The organism is Lysobacterales bacterium, from assembly GCA_016721845.1.
GTDB lineage: Bacteria > Pseudomonadota > Gammaproteobacteria > Xanthomonadales > Ahniellaceae > JADKHK01.
Genome location: JADKHK010000013.1, coordinates 1,027,021 through 1,051,797 on the forward strand (window position 1 = coordinate 1,027,021; position 24,777 = coordinate 1,051,797).

General features: G+C 64.2%; 19 protein-coding genes. 6 read left to right on the top strand and 13 right to left on the bottom strand.

Going from position 1 to position 24,777, the window contains the following annotated elements; genetic code table 11:
- Position 1: 1 nt before the first annotated feature.
- Positions 2-2,014 carry an FG-GAP repeat protein gene (locus tag IPP28_11995; protein ID MBL0041735.1) on the bottom strand — a complete coding sequence of 671 codons (2,013 nt, stop codon included), beginning with the start codon at positions 2,012-2,014 and terminating at the stop codon, positions 2-4.
- 141 nt (positions 2,015-2,155) lie between these two features.
- On the opposite strand from IPP28_11995, the gene IPP28_12000 reads away from it, so the two are divergent.
- Complete coding sequence (locus tag IPP28_12000; GenBank protein ID MBL0041736.1) at positions 2,156-2,755, top strand: DUF1579 domain-containing protein; 600 nt, start codon at positions 2,156-2,158, stop codon at positions 2,753-2,755.
- Between the two features lie 13 nt (positions 2,756-2,768).
- Here the strand turns inward: IPP28_12000 and IPP28_12005 are convergent, their stop codons facing one another.
- Genes IPP28_12005 through IPP28_12015 form a run of 3 tightly spaced genes read right to left on the bottom strand, consistent with a single transcriptional unit; the run spans position 2,769 to position 4,987 of the window.
- Positions 2,769-3,509 carry a hypothetical protein gene (locus tag IPP28_12005; GenBank protein MBL0041737.1) on the bottom strand — a complete coding sequence of 247 codons (741 nt, stop codon included), beginning with the start codon at positions 3,507-3,509 and terminating at the stop codon, positions 2,769-2,771.
- 9 nt (positions 3,510-3,518) lie between these two features.
- Complete coding sequence (locus IPP28_12010; GenBank protein ID MBL0041738.1) at positions 3,519-4,073, bottom strand: DUF3228 family protein; 555 nt, start codon at positions 4,071-4,073, stop codon at positions 3,519-3,521.
- Positions 4,070-4,987 carry a M14 family metallocarboxypeptidase gene (locus IPP28_12015; protein ID MBL0041739.1) on the bottom strand — a complete coding sequence of 306 codons (918 nt, stop codon included), beginning with the start codon at positions 4,985-4,987 and terminating at the stop codon, positions 4,070-4,072. The genes IPP28_12010 and IPP28_12015 overlap by 4 nt, the downstream gene beginning before the upstream one ends.
- Before the next feature lie 91 nt (positions 4,988-5,078).
- Between IPP28_12015 and IPP28_12020 the strand changes: the two genes are divergently transcribed.
- The gene (locus IPP28_12020) at positions 5,079-5,336 is read left to right on the top strand and encodes a hypothetical protein (protein MBL0041740.1); all 258 of its coding nucleotides are present in this window, start codon (positions 5,079-5,081) and stop codon (positions 5,334-5,336) included.
- 9 nt (positions 5,337-5,345) lie between these two features.
- On the opposite strand, the gene IPP28_12025 is transcribed toward IPP28_12020, so the two are convergent.
- From IPP28_12025 to IPP28_12055, 7 genes are all read right to left on the bottom strand, one after another.
- On the bottom strand, positions 5,346-6,170 hold the full coding sequence (locus IPP28_12025; GenBank protein MBL0041741.1) for a restriction endonuclease: 825 nt from the start codon (positions 6,168-6,170) through the stop codon (positions 5,346-5,348).
- An 18-nt stretch (positions 6,171-6,188) separates the two neighbouring features.
- Complete coding sequence (locus tag IPP28_12030) at positions 6,189-9,014, bottom strand: class I SAM-dependent DNA methyltransferase (GenBank protein ID MBL0041742.1); 2,826 nt, start codon at positions 9,012-9,014, stop codon at positions 6,189-6,191.
- A 27-nt stretch (positions 9,015-9,041) separates the two neighbouring features.
- Positions 9,042-9,260, bottom strand: a complete 219-nt coding sequence (locus IPP28_12035) for a hypothetical protein (protein ID MBL0041743.1) — start codon at positions 9,258-9,260, stop codon at positions 9,042-9,044.
- Positions 9,257-9,769 (bottom strand): hypothetical protein, encoded by a 513-nt coding sequence (locus IPP28_12040; protein MBL0041744.1) that lies wholly within the window; start codon positions 9,767-9,769, stop codon positions 9,257-9,259. The genes IPP28_12035 and IPP28_12040 overlap by 4 nt, the downstream gene beginning before the upstream one ends.
- The gene (locus IPP28_12045; GenBank protein ID MBL0041745.1) at positions 9,769-13,260 is read right to left on the bottom strand and encodes a methylmalonyl-CoA mutase family protein; all 3,492 of its coding nucleotides are present in this window, start codon (positions 13,258-13,260) and stop codon (positions 9,769-9,771) included. Before IPP28_12045 ends, IPP28_12040 begins: the two co-directional genes overlap by 1 nt.
- Positions 13,261-13,351: 91 nt before the next feature.
- Positions 13,352-14,134, bottom strand: a complete 783-nt coding sequence (locus IPP28_12050) for a hypothetical protein (GenBank protein ID MBL0041746.1) — start codon at positions 14,132-14,134, stop codon at positions 13,352-13,354.
- 24 nt (positions 14,135-14,158) lie between these two features.
- Positions 14,159-14,428, bottom strand: a complete 270-nt coding sequence (locus tag IPP28_12055) for a hypothetical protein (protein ID MBL0041747.1) — start codon at positions 14,426-14,428, stop codon at positions 14,159-14,161.
- Positions 14,429-14,578: 150 nt separating this feature from the next.
- On the opposite strand from IPP28_12055, the gene IPP28_12060 reads away from it, so the two are divergent.
- On the top strand, positions 14,579-16,213 hold the full coding sequence (locus IPP28_12060) for an alkaline phosphatase D family protein (GenBank protein ID MBL0041748.1): 1,635 nt from the start codon (positions 14,579-14,581) through the stop codon (positions 16,211-16,213).
- A 96-nt stretch (positions 16,214-16,309) separates the two neighbouring features.
- Here IPP28_12060 and IPP28_12065 read toward each other — a convergent pair whose 3' ends face one another.
- The gene (locus tag IPP28_12065; GenBank protein MBL0041749.1) at positions 16,310-16,924 is read right to left on the bottom strand and encodes a hypothetical protein; all 615 of its coding nucleotides are present in this window, start codon (positions 16,922-16,924) and stop codon (positions 16,310-16,312) included.
- A 180-nt stretch (positions 16,925-17,104) separates the two neighbouring features.
- Between IPP28_12065 and IPP28_12070 the strand changes: the two genes are divergently transcribed.
- From IPP28_12070 to IPP28_12080, 3 genes are read left to right on the top strand one after another with little or no spacing between them, the layout of a single operon-like run.
- A complete protein-coding gene (locus IPP28_12070; GenBank protein MBL0041750.1) occupies positions 17,105-18,211 on the top strand; it encodes a Glu/Leu/Phe/Val dehydrogenase in 1,107 nt (368 codons plus the stop codon).
- A gap of 5 nt (positions 18,212-18,216) precedes the next feature.
- On the top strand, positions 18,217-19,374 hold the full coding sequence (locus tag IPP28_12075) for an isovaleryl-CoA dehydrogenase (protein ID MBL0041751.1): 1,158 nt from the start codon (positions 18,217-18,219) through the stop codon (positions 19,372-19,374).
- A 59-nt stretch (positions 19,375-19,433) separates the two neighbouring features.
- Entirely contained in the window at positions 19,434-20,945 is a 1,512-nt protein-coding gene (locus tag IPP28_12080) for a DUF3369 domain-containing protein (protein MBL0041752.1), read from the top strand.
- Here IPP28_12080 and IPP28_12085 read toward each other — a convergent pair whose 3' ends face one another.
- Positions 20,946-24,728: a PAS domain-containing protein gene (locus IPP28_12085; GenBank protein MBL0041753.1), complete on the bottom strand. Its 3,783-nt coding sequence runs from the start codon at positions 24,726-24,728 to the stop codon at positions 20,946-20,948.
- Between the last annotated feature and the right edge of the window lie 49 nt (positions 24,729-24,777).

A 24,777-nucleotide genomic window follows, 5' to 3' on the forward strand; every position in this document is an offset into this window, starting at 1 on the left:
CTTATTCGAAGCTGTTCATGAACAGCGTGTCGGAGACGACGAAGAAGATCGAGCCGCTGCTCTGATTGTTGCTCCCGTTGGTGTCGGTGGCGTCGCCACGGATGCGCGCCGACCACTGCACTTCCCCGTTCGACTGGCCGGGTTTCAGGTTGACGCGAAAGCCGATCGACGGCGTGGTCTCGCCGAGCAAGGTCGTGTCCGGCAGCGTGCAACGCTTGCCCGGACGATCGGCCGGAAAATCCGGAATCACCATGTCTGTGCATCGCCAGATCGAGGCCCCGCTCGGATTGCTGAGCGAACCGTTCGCACTGACGTCGAGTTCCACCACCATCGACTCGGAATGCTCGACCGGCCCGGTCAGCAGGGTGCCGGTGTTCACCACCGTCGCCTGCGACGAACCGCTCTGAACCGGCGTCTGCGCGGTGTTCGAAAATGCCGTGGTGTTGATACGCACGTCCATGCCCGAGGCTCCGCTGGTACGGCGGATGTAGACCTTGCCGGCATTGCTCTGGCCGCCGACGGTGCGATTGGGAATGCCGATGACGATGTCGTCGAGACCATCGCGGTCGAAGTCGGCGACATGCAGCACCGAGCCGAAGTTTGCATTCGCCACCGAGGCACCGCCGACATCGGCTTCGCGGAAGAATTCGCAGGTCGAACTCGAGGTCAAGCCGCTCGCGCTGCCGTAGATGATGCTGACGATGCCCTCGTCGGTCTGCCCGCCGGCCTCTTCGCCCGGCACGCCGATGACGAGGTCTTCGAAGCGGTCGGCGTTGATGTAGCCGGCCGCGAGCGCGGCACCGAAGCGGTCGCCGGCCTCGGGTGCACCGCAACCGGCGACGGAATTCTGGTGCAGGAAACCGCCCGTCGTGACCGGACGGATCTGGTCCGGGTCGTTGCGCAACAGGTACAGGCGACCGGCGTCGTTGTTGCCGGACACGTCCTTGTCAGGCGCCGAGACCACGGCATCATCGTCGCCATCGCCATCGAAGTCGCCGGTGGCCACGGCCGCGCCGAAGTGGTCGCCCTGGCCGTTCCCCGCCGGCGGCCAGTGAGCTTCCTGCACGAATACCGAGGCCGGCGGGTTGGTCGTCGTGTTCGATGCATATTGGGCCAGCACGACGCCGAGTTCGCCCAGCGAGCCATTGTCGGTATTCGGCGCACCGAATACGACGGTGGCGCCGTTGCCGTTGCCCTTGTTGATGGCCGCAATCGACGCGCCGACGCGCGCGGTGCGGTTGACGTCGCCGAATAGCGTCGCGGGCCGGTATCCGGCGATGCAATCCTGGCCGGAAACGAAAAGGCTCCGGAACCCGCTGACATAACCCGCGGTCTCGTCGAGATTCAAGCCGATGCCCGGCGCGCCGGCGTAGATGTCGCCGTTGCGATTGGCCACGACGCTGGCGCCGAAGTAGTTGTCGTCGGCATCGCCATTGACGCCGCAGCCCACCGAATTCCTGTAGTTCAGCGCACTCGAACTGAGGATCACCTCGGAAAAATCGGTGCCGAAATAGCCGGCGACAATGCCGGTATCGAGGCACGGCGTGCCGATGCTGCCGCAGCCGGCGAAATCGAAGGGCGTGTCTTTGCCCGGCATGCCGACGATCAGGTCGTCGATGCCGTCGCGATCGAGATCGGTCGTCGCCAGACTTGCACCCATGGCCGGCGGAACGCCGAGCGTGTCGTTGTCGGGAATGATCCCGAAGCCGAGGACGTCGCGTGGCAGCCCGCCATCCGGCAAATCATCGGTGCCGAGCAGCACCACGACTTCACCCATGTCGCCGTTTCCACCGCCCGGACGGCCGATGGCCAGATCGACGAAGCCGTCGCCGTTGTAGTCGCCGCTGGAGAACGACGAACCAAGGCGGGAATTCGGGTCCACGTCGGCCGGACCCGCACTCAGGTCGGCACACCAGAACGCGGCATCGCCGTCATCGCTGCACACGGCCCAGCTCGGGCCGGCGGCCAAGGCCAGTCCGCTTGCCATCCAGAACGACATCGTCTGCTGCTTCATCTCGCCACTCCCGAGGGAATCACGGCGCTACGGTGACATAGGCCCGCCACGTGCGGTCCTGACGAACGACAGGTCATCGCATCCCGGGCGTATACTCGCCGCGCTGTCGCAAGCATCGTTTCGTCCACCTCGGAGGTCCGCATGAATCGCAGGCTCGCTATCCGCTGTCTCCCGCTCGTACTGGCCGTCGCGTTGCCTGCCTGGGCTGGCGACGCGGCGCCGAAGATGTCGCCCGAGGAACAGGCGATGATGGAGGCCTTCCAGAAGGCCGGCACGCCCGGCCCGCAGCACGAACGCATGGCCAAGCAGGCCGGGAACTACGACATCACGGTCAAGAGTTGGCAGGCGCCCGGCGCACCTCCGACCGTCGATCAGGGCAAGGTGACGCGACGCATGCTGCTGGGTGGTCGCGTGATGATCGAGGAATCGGAGGCCACCATGGGCGGCCAGCCCTTCACCGGCATGGGCCTCAGCGGCTTCGACAACGTCAGCGGCAAACACTGGTCGACCTGGAACGACAGCATGGGCACCGGCCTCATGGTCGCCGAGGGCGACTGCGATGATCGCGGTACCTGCACCTTCCACGGCAGCTGGAACGACCCGATCACGAAGGGCAAGACCCACGCCCGCATGACCACGATCTGGACCGATGCGAACACCGAGGTCTTCGCGATGTTCACGCCTGGCCCGGACGGCAAGGACATGCAGATGATGGAAATCACTTACACGCGCAAGCCTTAGAAACAATCGTGCTTCACAACGGCACGAAGCTGTAGGCACTGCTGAACCGCTTGGTGCCGTTGCTCTTTTCCGACGTGATCGTCCATGCACCGTCGTCCGCGCGTTCTCCGTTCATCCTGAAGCTGCCGTAGGCGGCCTTGAGGCGCGCGCTGAAGCTGCGATCGGCGGGCTGGTACTTGCCGACGCAAACGAAGCTGTCGGCATCGAACAACGACTTCATGGCGACGGCGGCCGTCAGCCGGCCGCGACTGCTCTGCCACCAGAGGCGTCCATCCGCAGACAGCGCGAGGTAACTCCAGCTCTCGCTGAGCCTCGATTCGTAGACGCCATCGAAACGCAGTCCGGAAATTGCGCACACGGTCGGGCCTCGCGGGGGAATCGCGGGCGGCGCTGGCGTGCGCCCAGCTTCGCTGCCATCCGCGAGATACAGCACATGGCCTTCCGGATCGAACAACTTGAGCTGATGATGCGCCGCGAGGGCGCGCAGCTGCTGCAAACGGGCCGCGTCGAATTCACCCGATTCGAAGACGAGTTCGAGCAGCGGACCCAAAGGGCGACTGTGCGCAAACTCCTCGTGCAGGACATGGCCCTTCGAGCCATCTTCCGGCCAGGTCTGCAGGACGCGAACGAAGAAGGTCGCAATGCGCGCGGTCGGCGCGTCCTGGTTGTCGCGCCATTGCTCGACAAAATCCACGGCCACATCGGCGGTGCTCACGCTCGCCGAGTCGATCGCAAACAGGATGCATTCGCCCACGGATTCTCCTCAACGCCAGTTGGCGTGCGTGCGCCAGAATTCGACGCTGCGTGCGTACGCGGCACGATCGATGGGCACACCCGAGCCGCCCTCATCGACCCCGAGCGCATTGCGCAGCATCGTGATCGGCGCCATCGGGATTTCGTCCGGTTCGCTCGTGTACATGCAGCCGACAACGCCCCAGTCGGCCTCGATCGGCGTGCCCTCCTTCGCCATCTGCGCACGGTCGTACAGGATCACGACGAGATAGTCCGCGACGGGCGGCTCGATGCCTTCGAACCAGCGCACCAGCACCGGCAGCTCGGCGCTGTGGCGCGCTTCGTAGTCGGAACGCAGCAAGTGACGGTTGCCCTCCGTGATCGGCACCGTCAGGCAGCGCGTCGAGGTCCAGTTGCGATGCACGTGCAGCTTGCAGAACGGTGCGTAGCCATCAAGCACCTTCAGTGGCGCTTGATCGTTGAGGTAACGCTCGAATTCGTCCGCCGTGATGTCCTGGATGGTGTTGCGCCGCGGCTCGCGCGGAAACAGGCGCGGGCGCGCGAAATCGGTGAGGACGATGCTCATGCCGCGAGCGCGAAATCCAGTGCCGCGCACACGGCCACGGCCTGCGCCTGGTTGCATTGTTCGGGCGTGGCGCGCGGGCTGTCCGGGTAGACCTCGGTGGTCGTGGTGTAGCGCGCGTCGGTCAGGCCGGCACAGAGGCCGAGCGACTTGAACGGGTATTCGATGACGCCGGGCGCCACGACCTTGTCGCCGATGATCTCGCCCTTGTCGTCCGCGGGCGCGATATGCGTGACCTTGGCAACCGCGTCGATGATGGCGCTCTGGAACACCGGTTGCGGCTTTGCGGCATCGTCAACCAGATAGAAGCCATCGGGAATCGTGCCGGGTTCGTACGGCTGGCCGTCACGCGCCGCCAGCGCCGGACGGAACTCGGATTCGTCGCTGTCGGTGGTTTCGTGCAAGTCGATGTGCACCAGGACACGATCCCGAATGGGCGCCACGAGTCGCATCAAGGCCGCCGCTTCGTCGCACAAGCCGCCCTCCTTGAACGAACGATTCGGGTCGATCGCCTTCGCATTCCAGCGGTGGATGCGCTCATACGCCCACGGGCTGACGCAAGGCGCCACCAGCAGGTTGATGCGGCCGGCGTACCGTTCGGCCTGTTCGTCGAGGAATTTCAGCGCGCCATGGACACCGCTGGTCTCGTAGCCGTGCACGCCGCCGGTGACGAGCGCGATCGGCAACGCGTCGTTCCAGTCGCGGTTGCGCACCGCATACAGAGGATAACGCTCATCGCCATACGCGATCTCGCCGTAGGACTGCACGTCAAAGCGCGCGCGCAGCGCACCGATCTTGCTCACCACCTCGTCCGCATAGCTGCGCAACTTCGTCTGGCGCGCCAGCCACGCCGAATGCTCGGCATCGCCCCAGGGTTGGCCGGGGGTGCCGACGGGATAGAAGGCGGTCATGGACATGGGCACACTCACAATCGGAATCGGGCCGCAAACTTTAGCGCACCCGACACCCCGTTCGCCCTAATCCTGTCGAAGAGCGCCGGGTTTGCCTGTGTCCGGAACGCGCATCTATCCTAAAAGCATGACGCACGCGCCCACCGCCCTCGCCATCGCCGCCCAGGCCGGCATCGACCTCGGCCTGATCAAGGACAACCTGCGTCTGTCGTACGAGGAACGCGTGCTGAAACATCAGGAGGCGCTGAATCGGGTGCTGGCCGCCGAACGGGCCAGACGGGAGCGCCGTCAGCGACGTGCAAGACTGGCGACCCGGTGGCTTCAAGCGACTCGCAAAGCGCCGCACCAGAACTAGCCCACCCCGCTAGTCGCGACGCTCGCCCCACTCCGGCGTTGTCTGCTTGATGATTTCGAGTGACTCAGCCGCGCGCTGACGTTGAGCTTCGGACTCTTCGGGCGTCAGCGTACGAATCACGGTCACTGGCACTGGCGTTCGAGCCGTTGAGGACGGTCGATTCGCGGACTGCGACGGTTTTTGCATTGCAGCCGGTCGTGTCACTGCGGGTCGCGGCTGTGTCACGGATTTCTGAAAGTCCCGTCCCGCCTTGGAAGTGACCGCGATCAAGAAGAAATATGCAACGAACACGATGGCAAGACCGATCGCTGCAGTCACGAGCTTGATGATCAGCACCTCGCGGGGCCTTCGCGTGGATCGACCATGCTCCTGACGCGAATTCGCTGCGCGGTAGCGAGACCTTGACGCGCCGATCGGAGCGGCTGGCTCCGGCAACTCGCCGAGCATGTCGCGCAAGTCGTGACCATTGATCAATCGCACATGACCGTTGCGGGTCGCGGCGTCGATGGCGGCGCGGGTGAACTCGCCGCTAGTCACAAGGATGGCGCCGGTAGCGCCGCGATTGACCATGATGCCGAGCAGCTCATGCACCGGGTTATGCGGCACCTGCTTGACGTTCCAGTGCTTGCACTGCACGAGCACTACTTCATCGTCGCGACGCAAGACCAGATCGACGCCGCCATCAAAACGCCGCCCGGTGCCACCGGTGCCGATGTGTTCGACTTGCCAACCTTGACGGCGATAAAAGTCCGCAAGCAGTCGCTCGAACTCGCGATCGTCAATGCGCGTCAGCGCGTCGTCATATCGATGCCGGTTGTTCTTGAGTCTGCTCATGGTGTCGTCCGACGGCGCTTAGGAAGCACCCTGCTTCGCCGCCCTTTCCTGATTCAACCCGAACAGCCGCTTGAGAATCTCGTCGTCGGCGAGCGGCCATTCCCAGCCGTAGGCGGCGGCAACGGCGGTGTCGAGGTCGCGGTGCAGGAGCGCGAGCCATTCGGGGCGGGCGTTGTAGAGGTTGGTGAGGGTGCGCTTCTTGAGTTCGGCGTCGTGGCCGGGTTTGGCGATGATACGGTCGGGATAGCCGGACACGACTTCGGGGACGCGTTCGGTCCACTCGGGCGGATTGAGCCAGCGCTCGCGCGCGTCGTTGAGTTTGCGCGCGGCGTCGGCGATGCGCTGGGCGCGGGGGTCGTGCTCGTACTGCGCGGCGGGGATGTTCGGCGTCAGTCCTTCGGGAAACGGGAAGGTTCTGAATGTCGTTGTCGATGTGTAACGAGGCCGATCTTCGAGGCTAGTGCCAAGCTTCAGCGCCCACACTGAATGAATCGATGATTGAAGAACTCCAAATGTCGTATCGTCATCTCGGGCGATAGCGACAAGATTCTTGTCGGGAACAATGCCGGTTTGCATCCAGCAGAAAATTCGATGCTTGGACACCTCCGCAGTGACGATGAATCGCACCATCGAAGTTGTTGCGCGAAACATATCGGGCGCGCGCCGAGCAAGCCGCCACCATGACTCGCGTTCGCCCTTTGCATTTGATTTCAGCCTTGCCGGCTTCACCAGTCGCTCAACAGTGGCGAATGGCTCAGCAAATTGCGCGGCTTCATGTTCTGCGAGTTCGCCAAAATTGATGATCCATTTGTCAGGGTCGCGATCGAGCATCGCCTCACCGTTCTTCCAAGGGATGACGACATTACTATTCGAAAGCGAATTAGGATTCCCTGATCTGGCGATCAATTTGCGAGCGTCATCTCCTGAAATATCGAAGCGGCCCTTCTTGGTAATTCCGGTGAACGCTATCGATGAGTTCTCCGAGAGAGGCTGCGCCCGAGTCAGGTCAACGACGGAATCCGACGTACTCGCCGTGATATCCGAGTGGATGATTTCAGCGGTGACCCCATCCAAACACGCATCAGCGTCGTACTTCCCGAAGCAAATCAGCGAGACGCGGACGGCGGCGCCTTCGTTGATCCATTCTTCGTCGCTCCATGCGTTGAAGATGCGCGTCGTGTCGACGATGTGTTTCAGCACTTCGCGATTGCGGCCGCCGCGAATGCTGTTGGTCGCAACCAGGCCGGCGCGTTGCAGCGTGCCGGCGCGGATCGCGTCGTTGGCTTTCTCGAACCAGTAGCAGACCAGATCCGCGCCGCCCGGCACCCGCCCCGCATACGTCTTCCGCAACGTCGCCACGTAGGCATCGCCCAACTCGCGCAGCATCTTCTTGTCGCCCACGAACGGCGGATTGCCGACGACGACATCGGCTTGCGGCCACGTGGCTTCGCTGCCGTCGGCGTTCAGGAGCGCATCGCGGTTCTCGATCTGGTCCAGCGGCTGCAGAATCGGATTGCGCTTGATGCCGAAGCCGTTCTGGATCATCCACTGGATCTCGCCGATCCAGATCGTCACCCGCGCCAACTCCGCCGCGTACGCGTTCAACTCGATGCCCTTCACGCAACGCGGCCCGATCTGCGGATACTGGCGACCCAGCCCCAGCATCTCCGCCTCGATCAGCACCCGCTTCTCGATGTCCTTCAACGCCCGCAACGACAGGTACAGGAAATTGCCGCTGCCGCAGGCCGGGTCCAGCACCGTGAACCCGCGCAGCCGTTCCAGGAACAGGTTGTAGCGATCCTGCGCCGCCTTCGACACCGACTTCTTCGCCTTCGCCAGCAACTCGGTCAGCGCCTGCTGCTCCGCTTCCCACGCCCGCAACCACGGCGCGATCACCACCGGACGCACGATCTTCAGGATCGTCTCCGGATCGGTGTAATGCGCACCGAGCTGGCTGCGCTTGTCCGGATCGAGACCGCGCTCGAACAGCGTGCCGAAGATGCTGGGCTCGATCTCGCTCCAGTCCAGCGTTGCCGCTTCCGCCAGCAGCTTCAGCTCGTCGGATTCGAGCCGCAGCGTGCGGTCGTCCTCGAACAGGCCGCCGTTGAACCAGTCGATGTTCTCGAAGGCCACATCGCCGCCCGCGTGCATCGCCGCGAACAGTTCCCGGCTGCGCTTCTCGAACAGATCGGGCTCGGCCTTCGAACGCTCCACCAGTTTCGTGAACAACTGCCCGGGCAGCAGGCCGATGTCCTCCGCGAACATGCAGAACAGCAGCCGGTTCAGGAAATGTGCCACGTCCTTGGGCGCGTGGCCGCGCTCGCGCAGGGCGCGCGCGAGGCGCGTGAACTTGTCGGCGGCTTCGGCAGTGACGGCGGCGCGCGTCACGCCCGGCTTCAGCCGATCGGGCGCATGGAACACCGATTCCAGAATCTGCCGCGTCTCGAAATCGGCCAGCTGCTCGATATCGAAGCGATACACGCGTTTCACCGCATTGGTGAAGTTGGTATGTACCTCGATCGTCTTCAGGTCCGAGACCACCAGCAGCGGCGGGTTCTGCAGCGCGTCGGCGTACATCTTCAGCTGTTCGTAGGCGCGCGCCAGACTGCGCTGCGTGCCCTTGGCTTCCCAGCCGAAATAGCCGCGTTTCCAGACATCGGCCCAGCCCTCGCCGCCGCTGGTCTTGCTGGCGCCGTATTCGTAGGTAAACCACGTGTGTTCCGGGTCGGCCTCACGCGGTGTCGGATGCCCGACCAGCCGGCACAGGTCCTCGAAAAACGGCTGCGCATCGCGACGCTCGTCGCCGCCACCCTTCCACTTCGCGATGAATTCGTGCGGGGTCATGGGACGTCCTTGTGGGGTGTTCGACCGCTACGGCGACTCGTGGGCCGCCCACAGCGCGTATTGCGCTTCGGCGCGACGATCGAGCTCCCGCTTCAGTGCGCCCGATGCATCGGCAATCGCCAGCATGTCCTCGAAGAAGGCAAATCGCTCGCTGGCGCTCATGCGCAGGCCGTCGCGAAGATGGTTTCGCTCGGCATCCTCGTAAGTGCATTCAAGAGAGAGATCGTCCAAGTTCGATGGATTCACGATTTCTCCCCGCTCAACCGCAGTTCGCGGGCAATCTGCTCCAGTGCGGCAATGTCGTCAAGGTCGCGCGGGCGAGCGGCGGACTGTTTCATCGCCACCAGATGCGCAATCGATGCAATGCGTACCGGTACGCCTTGCACCTCGCGAAGCACCGACTGTGACCATAGCTCCTCGAATCCGAAGGGTTCGCGCACGAAGACATCGACGGAACGACCTGGCACCTCCGGATCCCACAACTGAAAGACCATCATGTTGCGGTTCTCCACCCAGTCGCGGCGGATTTCCGGGTCGGCGAACTGCTGCATGTCCACCGGAAGTCGAGGTCGAAGACCGATCCCGGCCAGCGCGTCGAGGGCACGTCGGCAATTGTCGGGCGCAAGTTCGATCACGAGATCGATATCCGCCGTGCCGCGCAGATGGCCATGCAGGATCACTGCAAGACCGCCCACGACAACATAGCGGGCTTGCGCGCGCTCTAGTGCTTCAAGAACGGAGCCGAAACCCAGCATCACATGTTCCTTCGATATTCCCCACCGACGTCGTACAACGCATGGCTGATCTGGCCGAGCGAATGGGTCTTCACCGCTTCGATCAGCGCGGTGAACAGGTTGTCTCGGCGACGTGCGGTGGCCTGCAGGAACGCGAGGCCATGCCCCTCACCAGCAGCTGCGCCGCTGACTCTCCCCGCGAGCGGTGAGAGTGAGGAACCATTGCGGTTTGACTGGTAGGCCAGCACGTTCGCGATCTGCTGCTGCTTCTCTTCCGGCGTCGAGCGGATCAGTTCGATTTCGGTCGCGACCTCGCCGGCGTGTTCGCGCGGCAAATAGGTGTTGACGCCGATCAGCGGCAGCGAGCCGTCGTGTTTCTTCTGCTCGTAGTACATCGACTCTTCCTGGATCTTGCCGCGCTGGTACATGGTGTCCATCGCGCCGAGCACGCCGCCGCGCTCGCTGATCGCCTCAAACTCCTTGTAGACCGCCTCCTCGACGATGTCGGTCAGCGCCTCGACGACAAAACTGCCCTGCCACGGGTTCTCGCAGAAATTCAGTCCGAGCTCGCGATTGATGATCAGCTGGATGGCCACGGCACGGCGCACCGATTCCTCGGTCGGCGTGGTGATCGCCTCGTCATAGGCATTGGTGTGCAGCGAATTGCAGTTGTCGAACAGCGCGTACAGCGCCTGCAGCGTGGTGCGGATGTCGTTGAACTGGATCTCCTGCGCGTGCAGCGAACGGCCCGAGGTCTGGATGTGGTACTTGAGCATCTGGCTGCGCTCGTTGGCGCCATAGCGTTCGCGCATCGCCCGTGCCCAGATGCGGCGGGCGACACGGCCGATGACGGTGTATTCCGGGTCCATGCCGTTCGAGAAGAAGAACGACAGGTTCGGCGCGAAGTCGTCGATCTTCATGCCGCGCGCGAGGTAGTACTCGACGATGGTGAAGCCGTTGCTCAGCGTGAACGCGAGTTGCGAGATCGGGTTCGCGCCGGCCTCGGCGATGTGATACCCCGAGATCGACACCGAATAGAAATTGCGCACCTTCTGGTCGACGAAGTACTGCTGGATGTCGCCCATCATGCGCAGCGCGAATTCGGTCGAGAAGATGCAGGTGTTCTGCGCCTGATCTTCCTTCAGGATGTCGGCCTGCACGGTGCCGCGCACCGACTGCAGCGTCTCGGCCTTGATCTTCGCGTAGACCTCCGGTTCCACGACCTGATCGCCGGTAACGCCGAGCAGCCCAAGACCCAATCCGTCGTTCCCGTCCGGCAGCATGCCCTGGTAGCTCGGACGATGCCGGCCTTCGTAGAGCTTCTCGATGATGGCGTGGGCCTTGTCCCAACGAGCCTGGTCGGCACGCAGGTACTTCTCGACCTGCTGGTCGATGGCGGTGTTCATGAACATCGCCAGGATGATCGGCGCCGGCCCGTTGATCGTCATCGACACCGAGGTCGTCGGCGCACAGAGGTCGAATCCCGAGTAAAGCTTCTTCATGTCGTCGAGCGTCGGCACGTTGACGCCGGAGTTGCCGATCTTGCCGAAGATGTCCGGGCGCGGCGCCGGGTCTTCGCCATACAGCGTGACCGAGTCGAACGCGGTGGACAGGCGCGCCGCCGGCTGGCCATTGCTCAGGTAATGGAAGCGGCGATTGGTGCGCTCGGGCGTGCCTTCGCCGGCGAACATGCGGATCGGGTCTTCGCCGGTGCGGCGGTACGGATAGACACCGCCAGTGTACGGATACGCGCCCGGCAGGTTCTCCTTCTGCAGGAACTTGATCTGGTCGCCCCAGTCGCGCAGGGTCGGCGCCGCGATCTTCGGGATCTTCTGGTGGCTCAGCGACTCGCGATAGTTCTCGACGCGGATGACCTTGTCGCGGACCGTGTATTCGTTGAATTCGTTGCTGATCGACGCGCGCCGCGCCGGCCATTCGCGCAGCAGGTTGAGCGCATCGTTCGACAGCGACTTGATCGCTTCGTTGTAGCGCTGGCGCAGCGTCGTCAGCGACCGATCCGCCTGCGCCAGCAGCGCTTCCGGCGCATACAGGTCCAGCGCCTTCGGCAACAGAGGATCGTCAAGGTCCCGCAGCGTGTCGTGATAGCTCTGCGCGCGACTGGCGATCTCCGACTGCGAGTCCACGGCACGATTGATGCTGCGCCCCTGCTCAGCAATCTCGGCGAGATAACGCGTGCGTGCACCGGGAATCAGCACCGTTGCGCGCGGTTCCTTGAGCGACGTATCGATCTGCGGCATCCACTTCGATTCCGGCAGTTGCAGCTTGCCGCGCAACAATCGGCACAGGTTCGCGAACATCCAGCTGATGCCGGGATCATTGAACTGGCTGGCGATCGTCTGAAACACCGGCACGTCTTCGTCGGCGAGCTTGAACGCCAAGCGATTGCGCTTCCACTGCTTGCGCACGTCGCGCAGCGCATCTTCGGCACCGCGCTTGTCGAACTTGTTCAGCACCACAAGTTCGGCGAAGTCGAGCATGTCGATCTTTTCGAGCTGGCTCGGCGCACCGAAGTCGCTGGTCATCACGTAGACCGGGAAATCGACCAGGTCGACGATTTCCGAATCGCTCTGGCCGATGCCGGCAGTCTCGACCATGACCAGGTCATAGCCCTGGCCGCGCAGAAAGCCGATGCAGTCCTTGAGCACGACATTGGTCGCGACATGCTGCCGACGCGTCGCCATCGAGCGCATGAACACGCGTTTGCTGCGCAGCGTATTCATGCGGATGCGATCGCCGAGCAAGGCACCGCCGGTGCGGCGACGGGTCGGGTCGACCGAGATCACGGCGATGCGCATGTCCGGGAAACTGGCGAGGAAACGGTTCAGCAGTTCATCGGTCACTGACGACTTGCCGGCGCCGCCGGTGCCGGTGAGGCCGATCACCGGCGTCCTGCCGCCGGCGAGTTGCCATTCCTTGCGCAACGTGGCGAGTTCGCCGTCACTGAACAACCCTTCCTCCAGCGCCGACAACATCTTGCCGACCGAGATCTCGTCGTCCTTGCTGACGCGCTCCGGACGCGCGGTGGCGACACGATGCGACACGGTGCGGCGCACCAGATCCTCGATCATCGCCACCAGGCCCATCGCCATGCCGTCGTTCGGGTGATAGATGCGCTCGACGCCGTAGGCCTGCAGCTCGCGGATTTCCTCCGGCGTGATGGTGCCGCCGCCGCCGCCGAACACGCGGATGTGCGATGCACCGCGTTCCTTGAGCATGTCGACCATGTACTTGAAGTATTCGACGTGGCCGCCCTGGTAGGAACTGAGCGCGATGCCGTCGGCATCTTCCTGAAGCGCGGCACGGACCACGTCCTCGACCGAGCGGTTGTGCCCGAGGTGCACCACTTCCACGCCCTGCGCCTGGATCAATCGGCGCATGATGTTGATCGCGGCGTCGTGGCCGTCGAACAGGCTGGCCGCGGTGACGAAGCGCAGCGGCGTCGCCTCGCTCGAACGCTCGGCGGCGGGCATCTGGCTCGCGGGGGTGCTCATCGGGAACTCCGGTCTGCTGCTTGAGAACCGGAATTCTAGTGCCAAGGCCCCGCCGCAGGCAGCCGTCCGCGTGCCATACGCCGGCGTGTCGTCAGCGCAACGTGGTCAGGCGCACGCCGAAGTCGCTGATCGACTGTTGCGCGCCGGCTTCGTTGCAAATGCGGATTTCGACGAGATTGTCTGAAATCACCCGCAGCGCGGTGATCGACATCGAATCCGGAAGCTGGAACCCGGGCTGGATGGTGAGGATCGGTACGTCGCCTTGATCCACATCGCCGCCAAAGGCGACGTCGTAGTCGTTGCAATCGTTCGCGGCAATCGTCGCCGACAGGGTGTAGTTGCTGCTCTGGCCGAGAAACTTCGACAACGACAGCGTGTTGCTGGCGATGTCCGCGGCGACGATGGCGCCGTCGCCAATCGCACGCGATGACACGGCACCGGTGTTGATGTCGATGTCGTCGATGGCGTAATCGGTGGTGTCGTAGGCGATATCCGCAACTTCCGCGTTGGCTGCCACCTGCGCGTAGGGCGCAACGCTGACCGGCAAATCCGGCAGCAACTGCGTGTAAGCCCCGACCGAACTGCCCGCACGCACGAACAGGGCGATGCGGCGATCGGCACCGGTGAAGACGCCCGTGCCGAAATCGAGCTGGACGGTGAACACGCCATTGCTCACTGGCTGGTCTTCCAGCGTCAGCAAGGGGCCGATATTCGTGCCACCGGTCGATTTGACCTGGAACTGCAGGTCGTACGTCCCGCTCGCCGGCTGACCGTTGTCTTCAAGCGTGCCCTGGAAGCTGATGGCGGTGCCGATCGCCAACGACGGACCGGCGGCGAACAGGGCGAGGAGCAAGGCGGAAATGCGAGAGTGCATGAGTCAACTCCTGGAGATCGGGATCTACTCGAAACCGTCGCGAAACAGCGGCAGGGCGCCGCCACTGGCCGCCGGATGAAAACCGAGGGTGGCGCGAAAACTGCCGCCGAGGGCGACACCGGGCGCAACCTGCCCGGCCGTGGCCGTGACATCGACCGCATCACCCGAGGCCTGTACTCCGCCATCCGCGATCACATACTTGCGCAACACGAAACTGCCGCCGCTGGATTGGGCCGCAACCACCGAGGCGGAAACGATGAGGGCAGCGCCCATGTACAGAGCAACCTTGGACACGCGCGCGATCTCCCGACGCCGGGCGGCATTGTACGACGGCAAACAATCGATCCGAGCGCGAACCCGGTCACGTCTGGACGCACGAAATTCAAGTCGAGCCGCTAAGCTCGAAGGATTCGAGATCACCGACTTGGCTTCCGGAGAACGCTCATGCAAGACGACCGCTTCGATCGCGCCCAACGCCTGATCCGGCGCCTGCGCGCGCACAAGGCACAACTCACGCGTCGCGACGTGATCCGTGCCGCGTTCGCGTTCAGCGCGTCGACCATCGCGATGTCCCTGGCCCCGCGACCCGCGCGTGCCGCCGATGACTGGGCCGGACCACGTTTCACCGGCTATCCATTCACGCTGGGCGTCGCATCCGGCTATCCGCGCCCGGACGGGGTGTCGCTGTGGACGCGCCTCGCACCGGAGCCGCTGCAACCGGACGGTGGCATGGAACCCGACATGATCCACATCGAGTGGCAGGTCGCGAGTGACGAGAAGTTCTCGAACATCATCCGCAAGGGCGGCGTGCGCGCCGTGCCGGAACTTGCGCACAGTGCCCATGTCGACGTGCGCGGGCTCGAACCGGGGCGCTGGTACTGGTACCGATTCATCTGCGGCGACGAGGTCAGCCCGGTCGGCCGCACCCGCACCGCCGAAGGACCGGGCGCCAAGCTCGACAAGCTGCGCTTCGCCGTCGCCTCCTGCCAGCACTACGAGCAGGCCTATTTCGCCGCGCATCGTCATCTGGTCGGCGAAAGCCTGGACCTGATGTTCTTCGTCGGCGACTACATCTACGAAAGCAACTGGGGCGATGATCTGGTGCGCCGCCATGTCGGCCCGGAGGCGAACACGCTGGCGCGTTATCGCGTCCGTCACGCCCAGTACAAGACCGATGCCGACCTGCAGGCCAGCCATGCCGCGATGCCCTGGGCCTTCACCTGGGACGACCACGAAGTCGAAAACGACTATGCCGGCGACCAGGGCGAGAACATCGACCCGGGCTTCCTGCTGCGTCGCGCCGCCGCCTACCAGGCGTTCTTCGAGCACATGCCGGTGCCGTTGACGATGCGCCCCAAGGCAAACGAGATGCGCATCTACGACACCCTCGACTACGGCGAGTTCGCGCGCTTCTATCTGGTCGACAATCGCCAGTATCGCGACCCGCAGGTCTGTCCCGACCCCTACAAGGGCGGCGGATCGACCGACGTCACCGCGAAGGAATGTCCGACGGTCATGGAGCCCTCGCGCAGCATGATCGGCCTGCCACAGGAACAATGGCTGGACGGCGCGATGGCGAACAGCCGCGCGCAATGGAACGTGATCGCGCAGCAGACCATCTTCTCGCGCTTCGGCACCCTGCGCGATGGTGAAATGACGCGCTGGACCGATGGCTGGGACGGCTATCCGGCCACGCGCGAACACGTGCTCGGATCGATCGAGGCGCATCGGGTGCGCAATCCGCTGATCCTCGGCGGCGACATCCATGCGGCCGTCATCGCCGACGTGCACAGCAACCCGGACAAGCTGGAATCACCGGTGCTCGCGGCAGAATTCTGCGGCACCTCGATCGCGTCGCAGGGCTGGAGCGAGGCAATGTTCAACCCGCGTATCCCGCAGAATCCGCACGTGAAGTACGGCAACACCACCAAGCGTGGCTATCTCGCATTCGAACTCGGCAAGCACGGCTGCGACGCCCGCCTGCGCGTGCTCGACAATGAGAAGCGCCACGACTCCGGCATCGCCACGCTGGCCAGTTTCCGCGTCGAGGATGGCAAGCCGGGGGTCGAGAAGGTCTAGCACGTCGTCGCGGGGCGGAGCCCGCTCCCACAGAAGCCAAGATCAGAATACTCAGGGCTCTTGTGGGAGCGGGCTCCGCCCCGCGACAACCGAACCTCAGTTCGGCGCGGCAACCCGGATGTTCGGGTCGTAGGTGTAGTCGACCACGGTCTTGCTCTGCTGGCCCATGGCTTCGCCGTCCGATTCGACCCGCACCGGGTAGCCCGTGTCCTTGTGCAGATAGACGGTGCTGGAACCCGTCGAACGAATGCCCATGACCTTCATGTCGAAGTCGTAGCTGTAGACCTTGCAGGCGACACCGTTCACGTCTTCGTCGCCGAGCGAACGCACGTTGCTCATGGCGTCCATCGAGGCTTTCATCACTTCGGGGGTGTACTGGTCGATGATCTTCTTCATGCTCATCGGAAACTTCATCCAGCCCTGACCTTCGGGCTTCATCCAGGTGCTGTCGCCGATGATGATGAATTCGCTTTCGGCCGACTTCATGTGGAACTTGTTCGGCCAGTTCACGCGCATGTCGGAGCGGGTGACCCGGCCCTTCTTGTCGGTACTGGTGACGACCGCGCTGAACGCGAGGTCGCGTGCGTCGAACATCTTGCGCCATTGCGCGACCAGTTCGGCACGGACGCCGGCGTCATCGGCACGCACGCCGGAGGGGATCACGCTGGCGGATAGCAGGAAGAACGACAACAGCAGGGAACGCAGCAACACGGCCAATCTCCTTGAGCGAGGGTCTGCAAACGATAGCAAGCTCCGGCAAACGACTGTCAAACAGACCACCCTTCCGGCGCCGGGGTGAGGTGGCTACACTTCGCGCCGCTCGCGGTCGGCCCCTGCCCATGCGCGCCTTCGCCGCCGCTTTCCGCCTCATTCCGTTCTGGAGTTCGTCCCATGATTTTCGAAACGCTCGCGTCCACGGGTCACGAGGAAGTCGTCTTCTGCCACAACAAGGACGCCGGTCTCAAGGCGATCATCGCGATCCACAACACCGTGCTCGGCCCTGCGCTGGGCGGACTGCGCATGTGGCCGTACAAGACCGAGCAGGACGCCTTGAACGATGTGCTGCGCCTGTCGCGCGGCATGACCTACAAAGCCGCGGTCTCGGGCCTGAACCTCGGCGGCGGCAAGGGCGTGATCATCGGTGATCCGTCCAAGGACAAGTCGGAAGCGCTGTTCCGCGCCTTCGGCCGCTACGTAAACTCGCTGAACGGCCGCTACATCACTGCCGAAGATGTCGGCATCGACGTCAACGACATGGAATGGGTGCTCAAGGAGACCGATTTCGTTACCGGCGTGCACCAGGTCCATGGCGGCTCGGGCGACCCCTCGCCGTTCACCGCCTACGGCACCTTGCAGGGCCTGATGGCGACGCTGAATGCCAAGTTCGGCAACGAAGACGTGGGCAAGTATGCCTATGCCGTGCAGGGCGTCGGCCACGTCGGCCTGGAATACGTGAAGCTGCTGCGAGAGCAGGGTGCCAAAGTGTTCGTCACCGACATCAACAAGGAATCGGTGCAGCGCTGCGTCGACGACTACGGTTGCGAAGCCGTGGGCCTCGACGACATCTACGACGTCGACGCCGATGTCTATTCGCCCTGCGCGCTCGGCGGCACGGTCAACCACAGCACCATTCCGCGCTTCAAGTTCAAGGTCATCTGCGGCGCTGCCAACAACCAGCTGGCGACCGAGGACTGCGGCGACGAGATCGAGAAGCGCGGCATCCTGTACGCACCGGACTACGCCGTGAATGCCGGCGGCCTGATGAACGTGTCGCTCGAGATCGACGGCTACAACCGCGAACGCGCGATGCGCATGATGCGCACGATCTATCACAACCTCGGCAAGATCTTCACGATCGCCAAGCGCGACCACATCCCGACCTACAAGGCCGCGGATCGCATGGCGGAAGAGCGCATCCACACGATCGGCAAGATCCGTCTCCCGCACATGGGCAACGGCGCCCCGCGCTTCCTCGGCCGCATGCGCGGACTGGGTTGATCGGCATGCGCGCGTTTCCTCTCGGCGAAGACATCGACCTGCTGCGGGACACGGTACGTGCCTTCGCCGAGAAGGAAATCGCGCCGCGTGCGGCACAGATCGACCAGGACAACCTGTTCCCTGCGGACCTCTGGCGGAAGCTGGGCGAACTCGGGCTGCTCGGCATCACCCTGCCCGGCGAATACGGCGGTTCGGAGCTGGGTTATCTGGCGCATCTGGTGGCGATGGAGGAAATCTCCCGCGCTTCCGGATCGGTTGGCCTGAGTTACGGCGCGCATTCGAACCTGTGCGTTCAGAATCTTTACAACAATGCCACCGATGCACAGCGCGCGAAGTTCCTGCCCAAGCTCTGCTCGGGAGAGCATGTCGGTGCGCTGGCGATGAGCGAGCCGGGAGCCGGCTCGGATGTGGTCGGCTCGATGGCCTGCCGGGCCGAACGGCACGGCGATGTCTACATCGCCAACGGTTCGAAGATGTGGATTACCAACGGCCCCGATGCCGACGTGCTGGTCGTGTACATGCGCACCGCACCCAAGGAAATGAAGTCGCGGGCGATGACCGCCTTCATCATCGAGAAGGGCATGCAGGGATTCCGCACTGCGCAGAAGCTCGACAAGCTCGGCATGCGCGGCTCGAACACCTGCGAACTGGTGTTCGAGGATTGCGAGATTCCGGCCGAGAACGTGCTCGGCGACGTGAATCAGGGCGTGAAGGTGCTGATGAGCGGCCTGAATACCGAACGCCTGGTGCTGTCGGGTGGCCCGATCGGCCTGATGCAGGCGGCGATGGAGATCTCGCTCGCCTACTCCCGCGAGCGCAAGCAGTTCGACACGCCGATCGGCAGCTTCGGCATCATGCAGGCGAAGCTCGCCGACATGTACACGGCCCTGCAAAGTTCGCGTGCCTTCGCCTACCAGATCGCCCGCGACTACGACGCCGGCCACAAGTCGCGTGTCGACACCGCCTCCTGCCTGCTGCATGCCTCGCGCTCAGCGGTGCAGGTCACGCTCGAAGCCATCCAGACCCTCGGCGGCAACGGTTACATCAACGAATACCCCGCCGGCCGCCTGCTGCGTGACGCGAAACTTTACGAAATCGGCGCCGGCACCAACGAAATCCGCCAGATGCTCATCGGCCGCGAGCTGTTCGAGGGGCGCGGCTGACTTCCGTTTTCATCGCAGGCTGGTAGGCTCGGGCGACAGCTTGGACTGGGGTCGTTGCAATGGATGAATTGTTCGCGCCCGAAGAAACCACGAGCACCTTGCCGTGGAAGGTGATGATCGTCGATGACGAACCCGAGGTGCACAATGTCACCCGGCTGGTGTTGTCGAATTTCCGCTTCGAAAACCGGCCGTTGCAGTTCCTGCAGGCCTATTCGGCGAAGGAAGCCCGCGGCCTGATCGCGGCCAATCCGGACACGTCGGTGATGCTGCTCGACGTGGTCATGGAGAGTGACCAGGCCGGACTCGATCTGGTGAAGGTCATCCGCAACGAACTCGGCAACCGCTTCGTGCGCATCGTGTTGCGCACCGGCCAGCCCGGCCAGGCCCCGGAGCAGGATGTCATCGCCAACTACGACATCAACGATTACAAGGAAAAGACCGAACTCACGGCACAGAAGCTGTCGACGATGATGTACGCGACCCTGCGCGCGCATCGCGACATCATGACCATCGAGGCCAACAAGCGCGGCCTGGAGCGCGTGATCGAAGCCTCGGCACGAATTTTCTCGCACCAGCATTCGCACGAGTTCGCGTCGGCCGTGCTCGGCCAGCTGACGACCCTGGTCGGCGTCGAGCGTGGTGCGCTCTATTGCAAGGTGCCACGTCCCGCGACCCAGACGCCCGAGCATTTCCTGGTCGCCGCCGCGAATGGCGACTATGCGCGCTTCGTCGACAACAATGCCGATGAACGCCTGCCGCCGCGCATTGCCGACAGCCTGCGCGACGCCTACTCGCGCAAGCGCCACGTGTTCAACAAGGACCACTACGTCCTGCATTTCACCGACAGCCACCGCACCGAAAGCCTGCTCTACGTCGGCGAAACCTGGGACCTGAGCCCGCTCGACATGAAGCTGGTCGAGGTGTTCTGCACCAATGTCTCGATCGCGTTCGAGAACCTGCATCTGCAACGCGAGATGTTCGACTCCCAGGTCGAGATTGTCACCCTGCTGGCCGGCGTCGCCGAAAGCCGTTCCAAGGACACGCTCAACCACGTCAAGCGCGTGGGTCACCTCGCCGACCTGCTGGCCGAAGCCTTCGGCCTCGAATCCCGCGCACGCGAGATGTTGCGGTACGCGGCGCCGCTGCATGACATCGGCAAGATCGGCATCCCCGACGCGGTGCTGAACAAGCCGGGTTCGCACACGCCGCAAGAGACGGAAGTGATGCAGACGCATGCCCGGATCGGTGCGCAGTGGCTGGCCGCATCGCGCCTGCCGTTGCTGCAACTCGCGGCAATAATCGCCGAGGACCACCACGAGAACTGGGACGGTTCGGGCTATCCGCGCGGACTCAAGGGCGACGAAATCTCGATCGGTGGTCGCATTACGGCCCTCGCCGACGTCTTCGACGCGCTCGGCAGCAAGCGTTGCTACAAGGAAGCCTGGACGGCCGACGACATCCGCGGCTTCATCAGCGAACAGACCGGCAAGAAATTCGATCCGCGACTGGTCCAGCTGCTGTTCGACAACTGGCAACGCGCCGAGCAGATCCGCGCCCGTTTCCCGGACTGATCAGCCCGCGTTCGCCAGCTCACCCTGCGGAAAGCGCACCAGGAAACGCACGCCGTTGCCGGGAGTGCTGTCACAGGACACGGTGCCGCCCAGCATCTGCGTGACCAGGTTGTAGACGATGTGCATGCCGAGGCCGGAACCGCCCTGCCCGCGCTTGGTCGTGAAGAACGGCTCGAAGATGCGCGTGCGCACGGATTCGTCCATGCCGCGGCCATCGTCGCGGTAGTCGAGCTCGATCTGCCCGGCTTCGGCCCGCACTGCGATCTGCACCCTGCCCTGTTCGATGCCTTCGAAGCCATGCACCAGTGAATTGATGACCAGGTTAACGATGACCTGATACAGCGCGCCGGGGTAGGTGTTGACGCGAATCGCCGGGTCGCAGTCGACGACCACTTCGTGCTGCGTGCGTTTCAGGCGTGGATGCAGCGAGGTCAGGATTTCGTCGAGGTATTCGGCCAGTTCGATCACGCGACGTTGTTCGCTCGACTGGTCGACCGCGACCTGCTTGAAGCTCTTGACCAGGTGATCGGCGCGCTTGAGATTGCGCAGGATCAGTTCCGAACTGTCGGCGGCAGTGCCGAGGTACATGTCGAGATCGGACCGTTTGAGCGCACCCTCGGCAACCAGCACCTGCACGCGCTTTGACTCCGTTTCCAGATGCGAGGCTGCAGTGACGCCGATGCCGAGCGGTGTGTTGATTTCGTGTGCGACGCCGGCCACGAGTGCTCCGAGCGCCGCCATCTTCTCGGATTCGACCAGTTGCTTCTGCGCCAGCCGGAGTTCGTCGAGCGTGCGTCGCAGCTGCCCGTTCGCGCTTTGCAGATCTCGCGTTCTCGCATCGACGCGATGTTCCAGCTCGGCATTGAGTTTCTGCAGCGCCTCCTCGTGCTGCATGATGTCGGTGATGTCGCGCGACACGCCGATCAGGCGCGTGGCGCGACCGGCGGCATCACGCTCGACCACGCGCCCGTAGGACAACGCCCACAGCCAGCCGCCGCTGCGCGTGGCAATCCGGAAGCTGGCTTTCATGCGCTCGCTCGTCCCTTTGACGGCCGCGTGATAGGCGTCGAGGTAAGCCTGCTGGTCATCCGGATGGACAGCGGAAAAAATGTCCTGCAGGTTCAGGCGCTCGCGATCCGGGATCACGGTTTCCGGATTGGCATTCCGGCGCACGATGCTGCCGCTGGCGAGATCGGCGTCCCAGATTTCGTCGCCCGACGATTCCAGCGCCATGCTCAGCCACTCTTCGCTTTGGCGCAGTCGTTGCTGCTGCTCCAGGCGCGCCCGGGCGAATCTCGCCGCCCGTTGCACCAGGGCCCAGGCCGCGAGCAGTGCCACGAGCCCGTACAGGGACCAGGCCCACCATGACCACCACGGCGCCGGCGACACGACGATGCGCAGCGGTTCGCGCGACTCGATCCAGGCCTTGCTGCCCGGTCCGGCGGCGCGCAGGCGCAGCGCGTAGTCGCCGGCCGGCAAGGCGGTGAAGCTGGCGGTACTCGTGCCGACCGCAAGCGCGATCCACTGGTCCTCGAAGCCATCGAGTTGATAGGCGTAACGCGTCGAGGCCGGATGCGTGAAATTGAACGCCGTCAGGTCGACATTGATCACCTTGTCGCGATGCGTCAGCGCCACCCGGCCGTCGCGCGGCATCAAGCGCCGGCTCGCGGACTCTGCATCGGCACCAACGATGCTGTTCGATCCGAGCACGCTGATGGCCGACACCACCGGCGGCTTCGGCGGCCGGGGCTCGCGCACGGCATCGGGGTGGAACAGGGTCAGCCCCTCCAGGCCACCGAAGTAGATTTCACCATTGTCGTCGTGCGCGACGGCGCCGACGAAATAGCCGAGGCTCTGCGTGCCTTCCGACCAATCGAAATTGACCAAGGTTTCGTCGGCCAGCGACAGTCGCGTGATGCCGGTCGAATGCGAGATCCACAGATGCCCCTCGTGGTCTTCGACGAGGGCGGCGATCGCATCCGAGCCGAGCCCGTCGCTGCGCCGGATCGCACGAAACCGGTAGCGCCCGTCGCTGTCGCGTTCGCCGCGATTGAGACCGCCGCCCTGGGTCGCGACCCAAAGCGTGCCGACCCGATCCTCGAGCAGATAGGTGATGACGCCGCTGCTCAATGCCGCCTCGCCCTCCGGTGCGTAATGCGTGATCGCGCCGCTGACCGGATCGAACCGCACCATGCCCTCGCTGCGCAGGCCGAACCAGATCGCGCCATCGCGCGTCTGGTAGCTGAGATTGACCACTTGCAGCGGGAGATGGCGTCCACCGGTCAGGCTCTCGAATCGCTCGAAGCCGCTGCAACCGGCGCAGCGCCGGACCACGCCGGTGCCGAGGGTGGCGACCCACAAGGCGCCGTCCCGGTCCTCGAACAATCCGGAGACGTTGCGCCCGGGCAGCGATGTCGGGTCGTCCGGAATCGGCAGGAAATGTTCGAAGCGCGAGGCACCGGGCGCGAGCCGCGACAGACCCGCCGTCGGCGAACCCACCCAGAGACTGCCGTCTCGCGTCTGACGCAATGCCTGCACGGTCGATGACCCGATCGAGTCGGGGTCTTCCGGGTCGTGCCGGTAGACCCGCTCGACACCCTTGCGCGGATCAAGCAGGGCCACGCCCCCTTCCTCGTGCATGCCGATCCAGAGCTTGCCGGCGCTCGCAGGCGCCACTGCGATCGCGGTCGGGCGCGGCAGGTAGCGAGGATCATCGGGACGAAACGGGGCCAGGCGGAAACCCGAGCTGTTCGGGTCATGCAGGCTGATGCCATTGGCCCAGGTCCCGACCCAGACCAGCCCGTCGCGATCGATCATCATCGACTCGATGCGGTGCGCACCCAATCCGACCCGTCCGTAGGGGTCGTAACGCCAGTTGTGCAGGCTGCCATCGTGCGCGTCGATGCGCGTCAGGCCAGTCAGGGTGCCGACCCACACGGCGCCATCCTGGCCCACTTGCAGCGCTCGAATGGCATTGCCGGACAAGCCCTCCGGACGCTCCCGCCAGCGGGTCACCTCGCCGTCGGGCCGCATCCGGAACAGGCCGGCATCGCCGGAACCGATCCAGACCGCACCATCGGCCCCCTCATCGACGACATAGCTGTCGAGCGCCCCGAGTTCGGGGTCGTGCCAGTCGCGCACCAGCGCGCCTTCGGCATCGATCTCGCAGGTCCCGAGCCGGGTGGCGATGAGCAGATGGCCATTGCGTCGGGCAGTGATGACGCGGGTCGCGTTCAGGCCGGGCAAGGTGGCGCTGTCGCGCGCCGCTTCGAAGCGGCGTTGTCCGGGCCGGATGCGCTGCAACCCGCCCGCCGACGTCGCCACCCAGATCGCACCGTCCGCGGCTCGCGCCAAGGCGGTGACGCCATCTCCCGCGAGCGAATCGGCAGCCGCAGGATCGTGACGAAAATGTTCGAAGCGATCGGCCTCGGGGTCGTAACGATTCAAGCCGCCGCCACCGGTACCGATCCAAAGGAACCCCTCGGCATCCTCGACCATCGCGGCGACGTGGTTGTCGGAAAGACTGGATGGGTCGTCGGGACGATGCCGGAACACGCGGATGCGATTGCCGTCGCTGCGATTCAGGCCATCGAGCGTGCCGATCCAGACGAAGCCGCGACGGTCCTGCAGGATGGCGCGCACGGTCGGCTGGCTCAGCCCCTGCTCGACCGTGATTGAGTGGAAGCGCACGCTCTCGATCGTCGAGGGTTCCGCCGCGGGCAACACCGTCGCGCCGAGCAGGCCGGCGAGCAGAAATGCGCATGCGACGAACGTTCGATGCATGCCGCGAGGCTATCCGCCATGGGCGATGCCGACAACCGTGACGATTCTT

Bases quoted from the DNA above. Each gene is read 5' to 3' on its own strand.
- IPP28_12000 (MBL0041736.1), top strand. From the start codon at position 2,156: ATGAATCGCAGGCTCGCTATCCGCTGTCTCCCGCTCGTACTGGCCGTC.
- IPP28_12010 (MBL0041738.1), bottom strand. From the start codon at position 4,073: ATGAGCATCGTCCTCACCGATTTCGCGCGCCCGCGCCTGTTTCCGCGC.
- IPP28_12040 (MBL0041744.1), bottom strand. From the start codon at position 9,769: ATGCTGGGTTTCGGCTCCGTTCTTGAAGCACTAGAGCGCGCGCAAGCC.
- IPP28_12015 (MBL0041739.1), bottom strand. From the start codon at position 4,987: ATGTCCATGACCGCCTTCTATCCCGTCGGCACCCCCGGCCAACCCTGG.
- IPP28_12025 (MBL0041741.1), bottom strand. From the start codon at position 6,170: ATGAGCAGACTCAAGAACAACCGGCATCGATATGACGACGCGCTGACG.
- IPP28_12085 (MBL0041753.1), bottom strand. From the start codon at position 24,728: ATGCATCGAACGTTCGTCGCATGCGCATTTCTGCTCGCCGGCCTGCTC.
- IPP28_12070 (MBL0041750.1), top strand. From the start codon at position 17,105: ATGATTTTCGAAACGCTCGCGTCCACGGGTCACGAGGAAGTCGTCTTC.
- IPP28_12030 (MBL0041742.1), bottom strand. From the start codon at position 9,014: ATGACCCCGCACGAATTCATCGCGAAGTGGAAGGGTGGCGGCGACGAG.
- IPP28_12075 (MBL0041751.1), top strand. From the start codon at position 18,217: ATGCGCGCGTTTCCTCTCGGCGAAGACATCGACCTGCTGCGGGACACG.
- IPP28_12060 (MBL0041748.1), top strand. From the start codon at position 14,579: ATGCAAGACGACCGCTTCGATCGCGCCCAACGCCTGATCCGGCGCCTG.
- IPP28_11995 (MBL0041735.1), bottom strand. From the start codon at position 2,014: ATGAAGCAGCAGACGATGTCGTTCTGGATGGCAAGCGGACTGGCCTTG.
- IPP28_12050 (MBL0041746.1), bottom strand. From the start codon at position 14,134: ATGCACTCTCGCATTTCCGCCTTGCTCCTCGCCCTGTTCGCCGCCGGT.
- IPP28_12080 (MBL0041752.1), top strand. From the start codon at position 19,434: ATGGATGAATTGTTCGCGCCCGAAGAAACCACGAGCACCTTGCCGTGG.
- IPP28_12045 (MBL0041745.1), bottom strand. From the start codon at position 13,260: ATGAGCACCCCCGCGAGCCAGATGCCCGCCGCCGAGCGTTCGAGCGAG.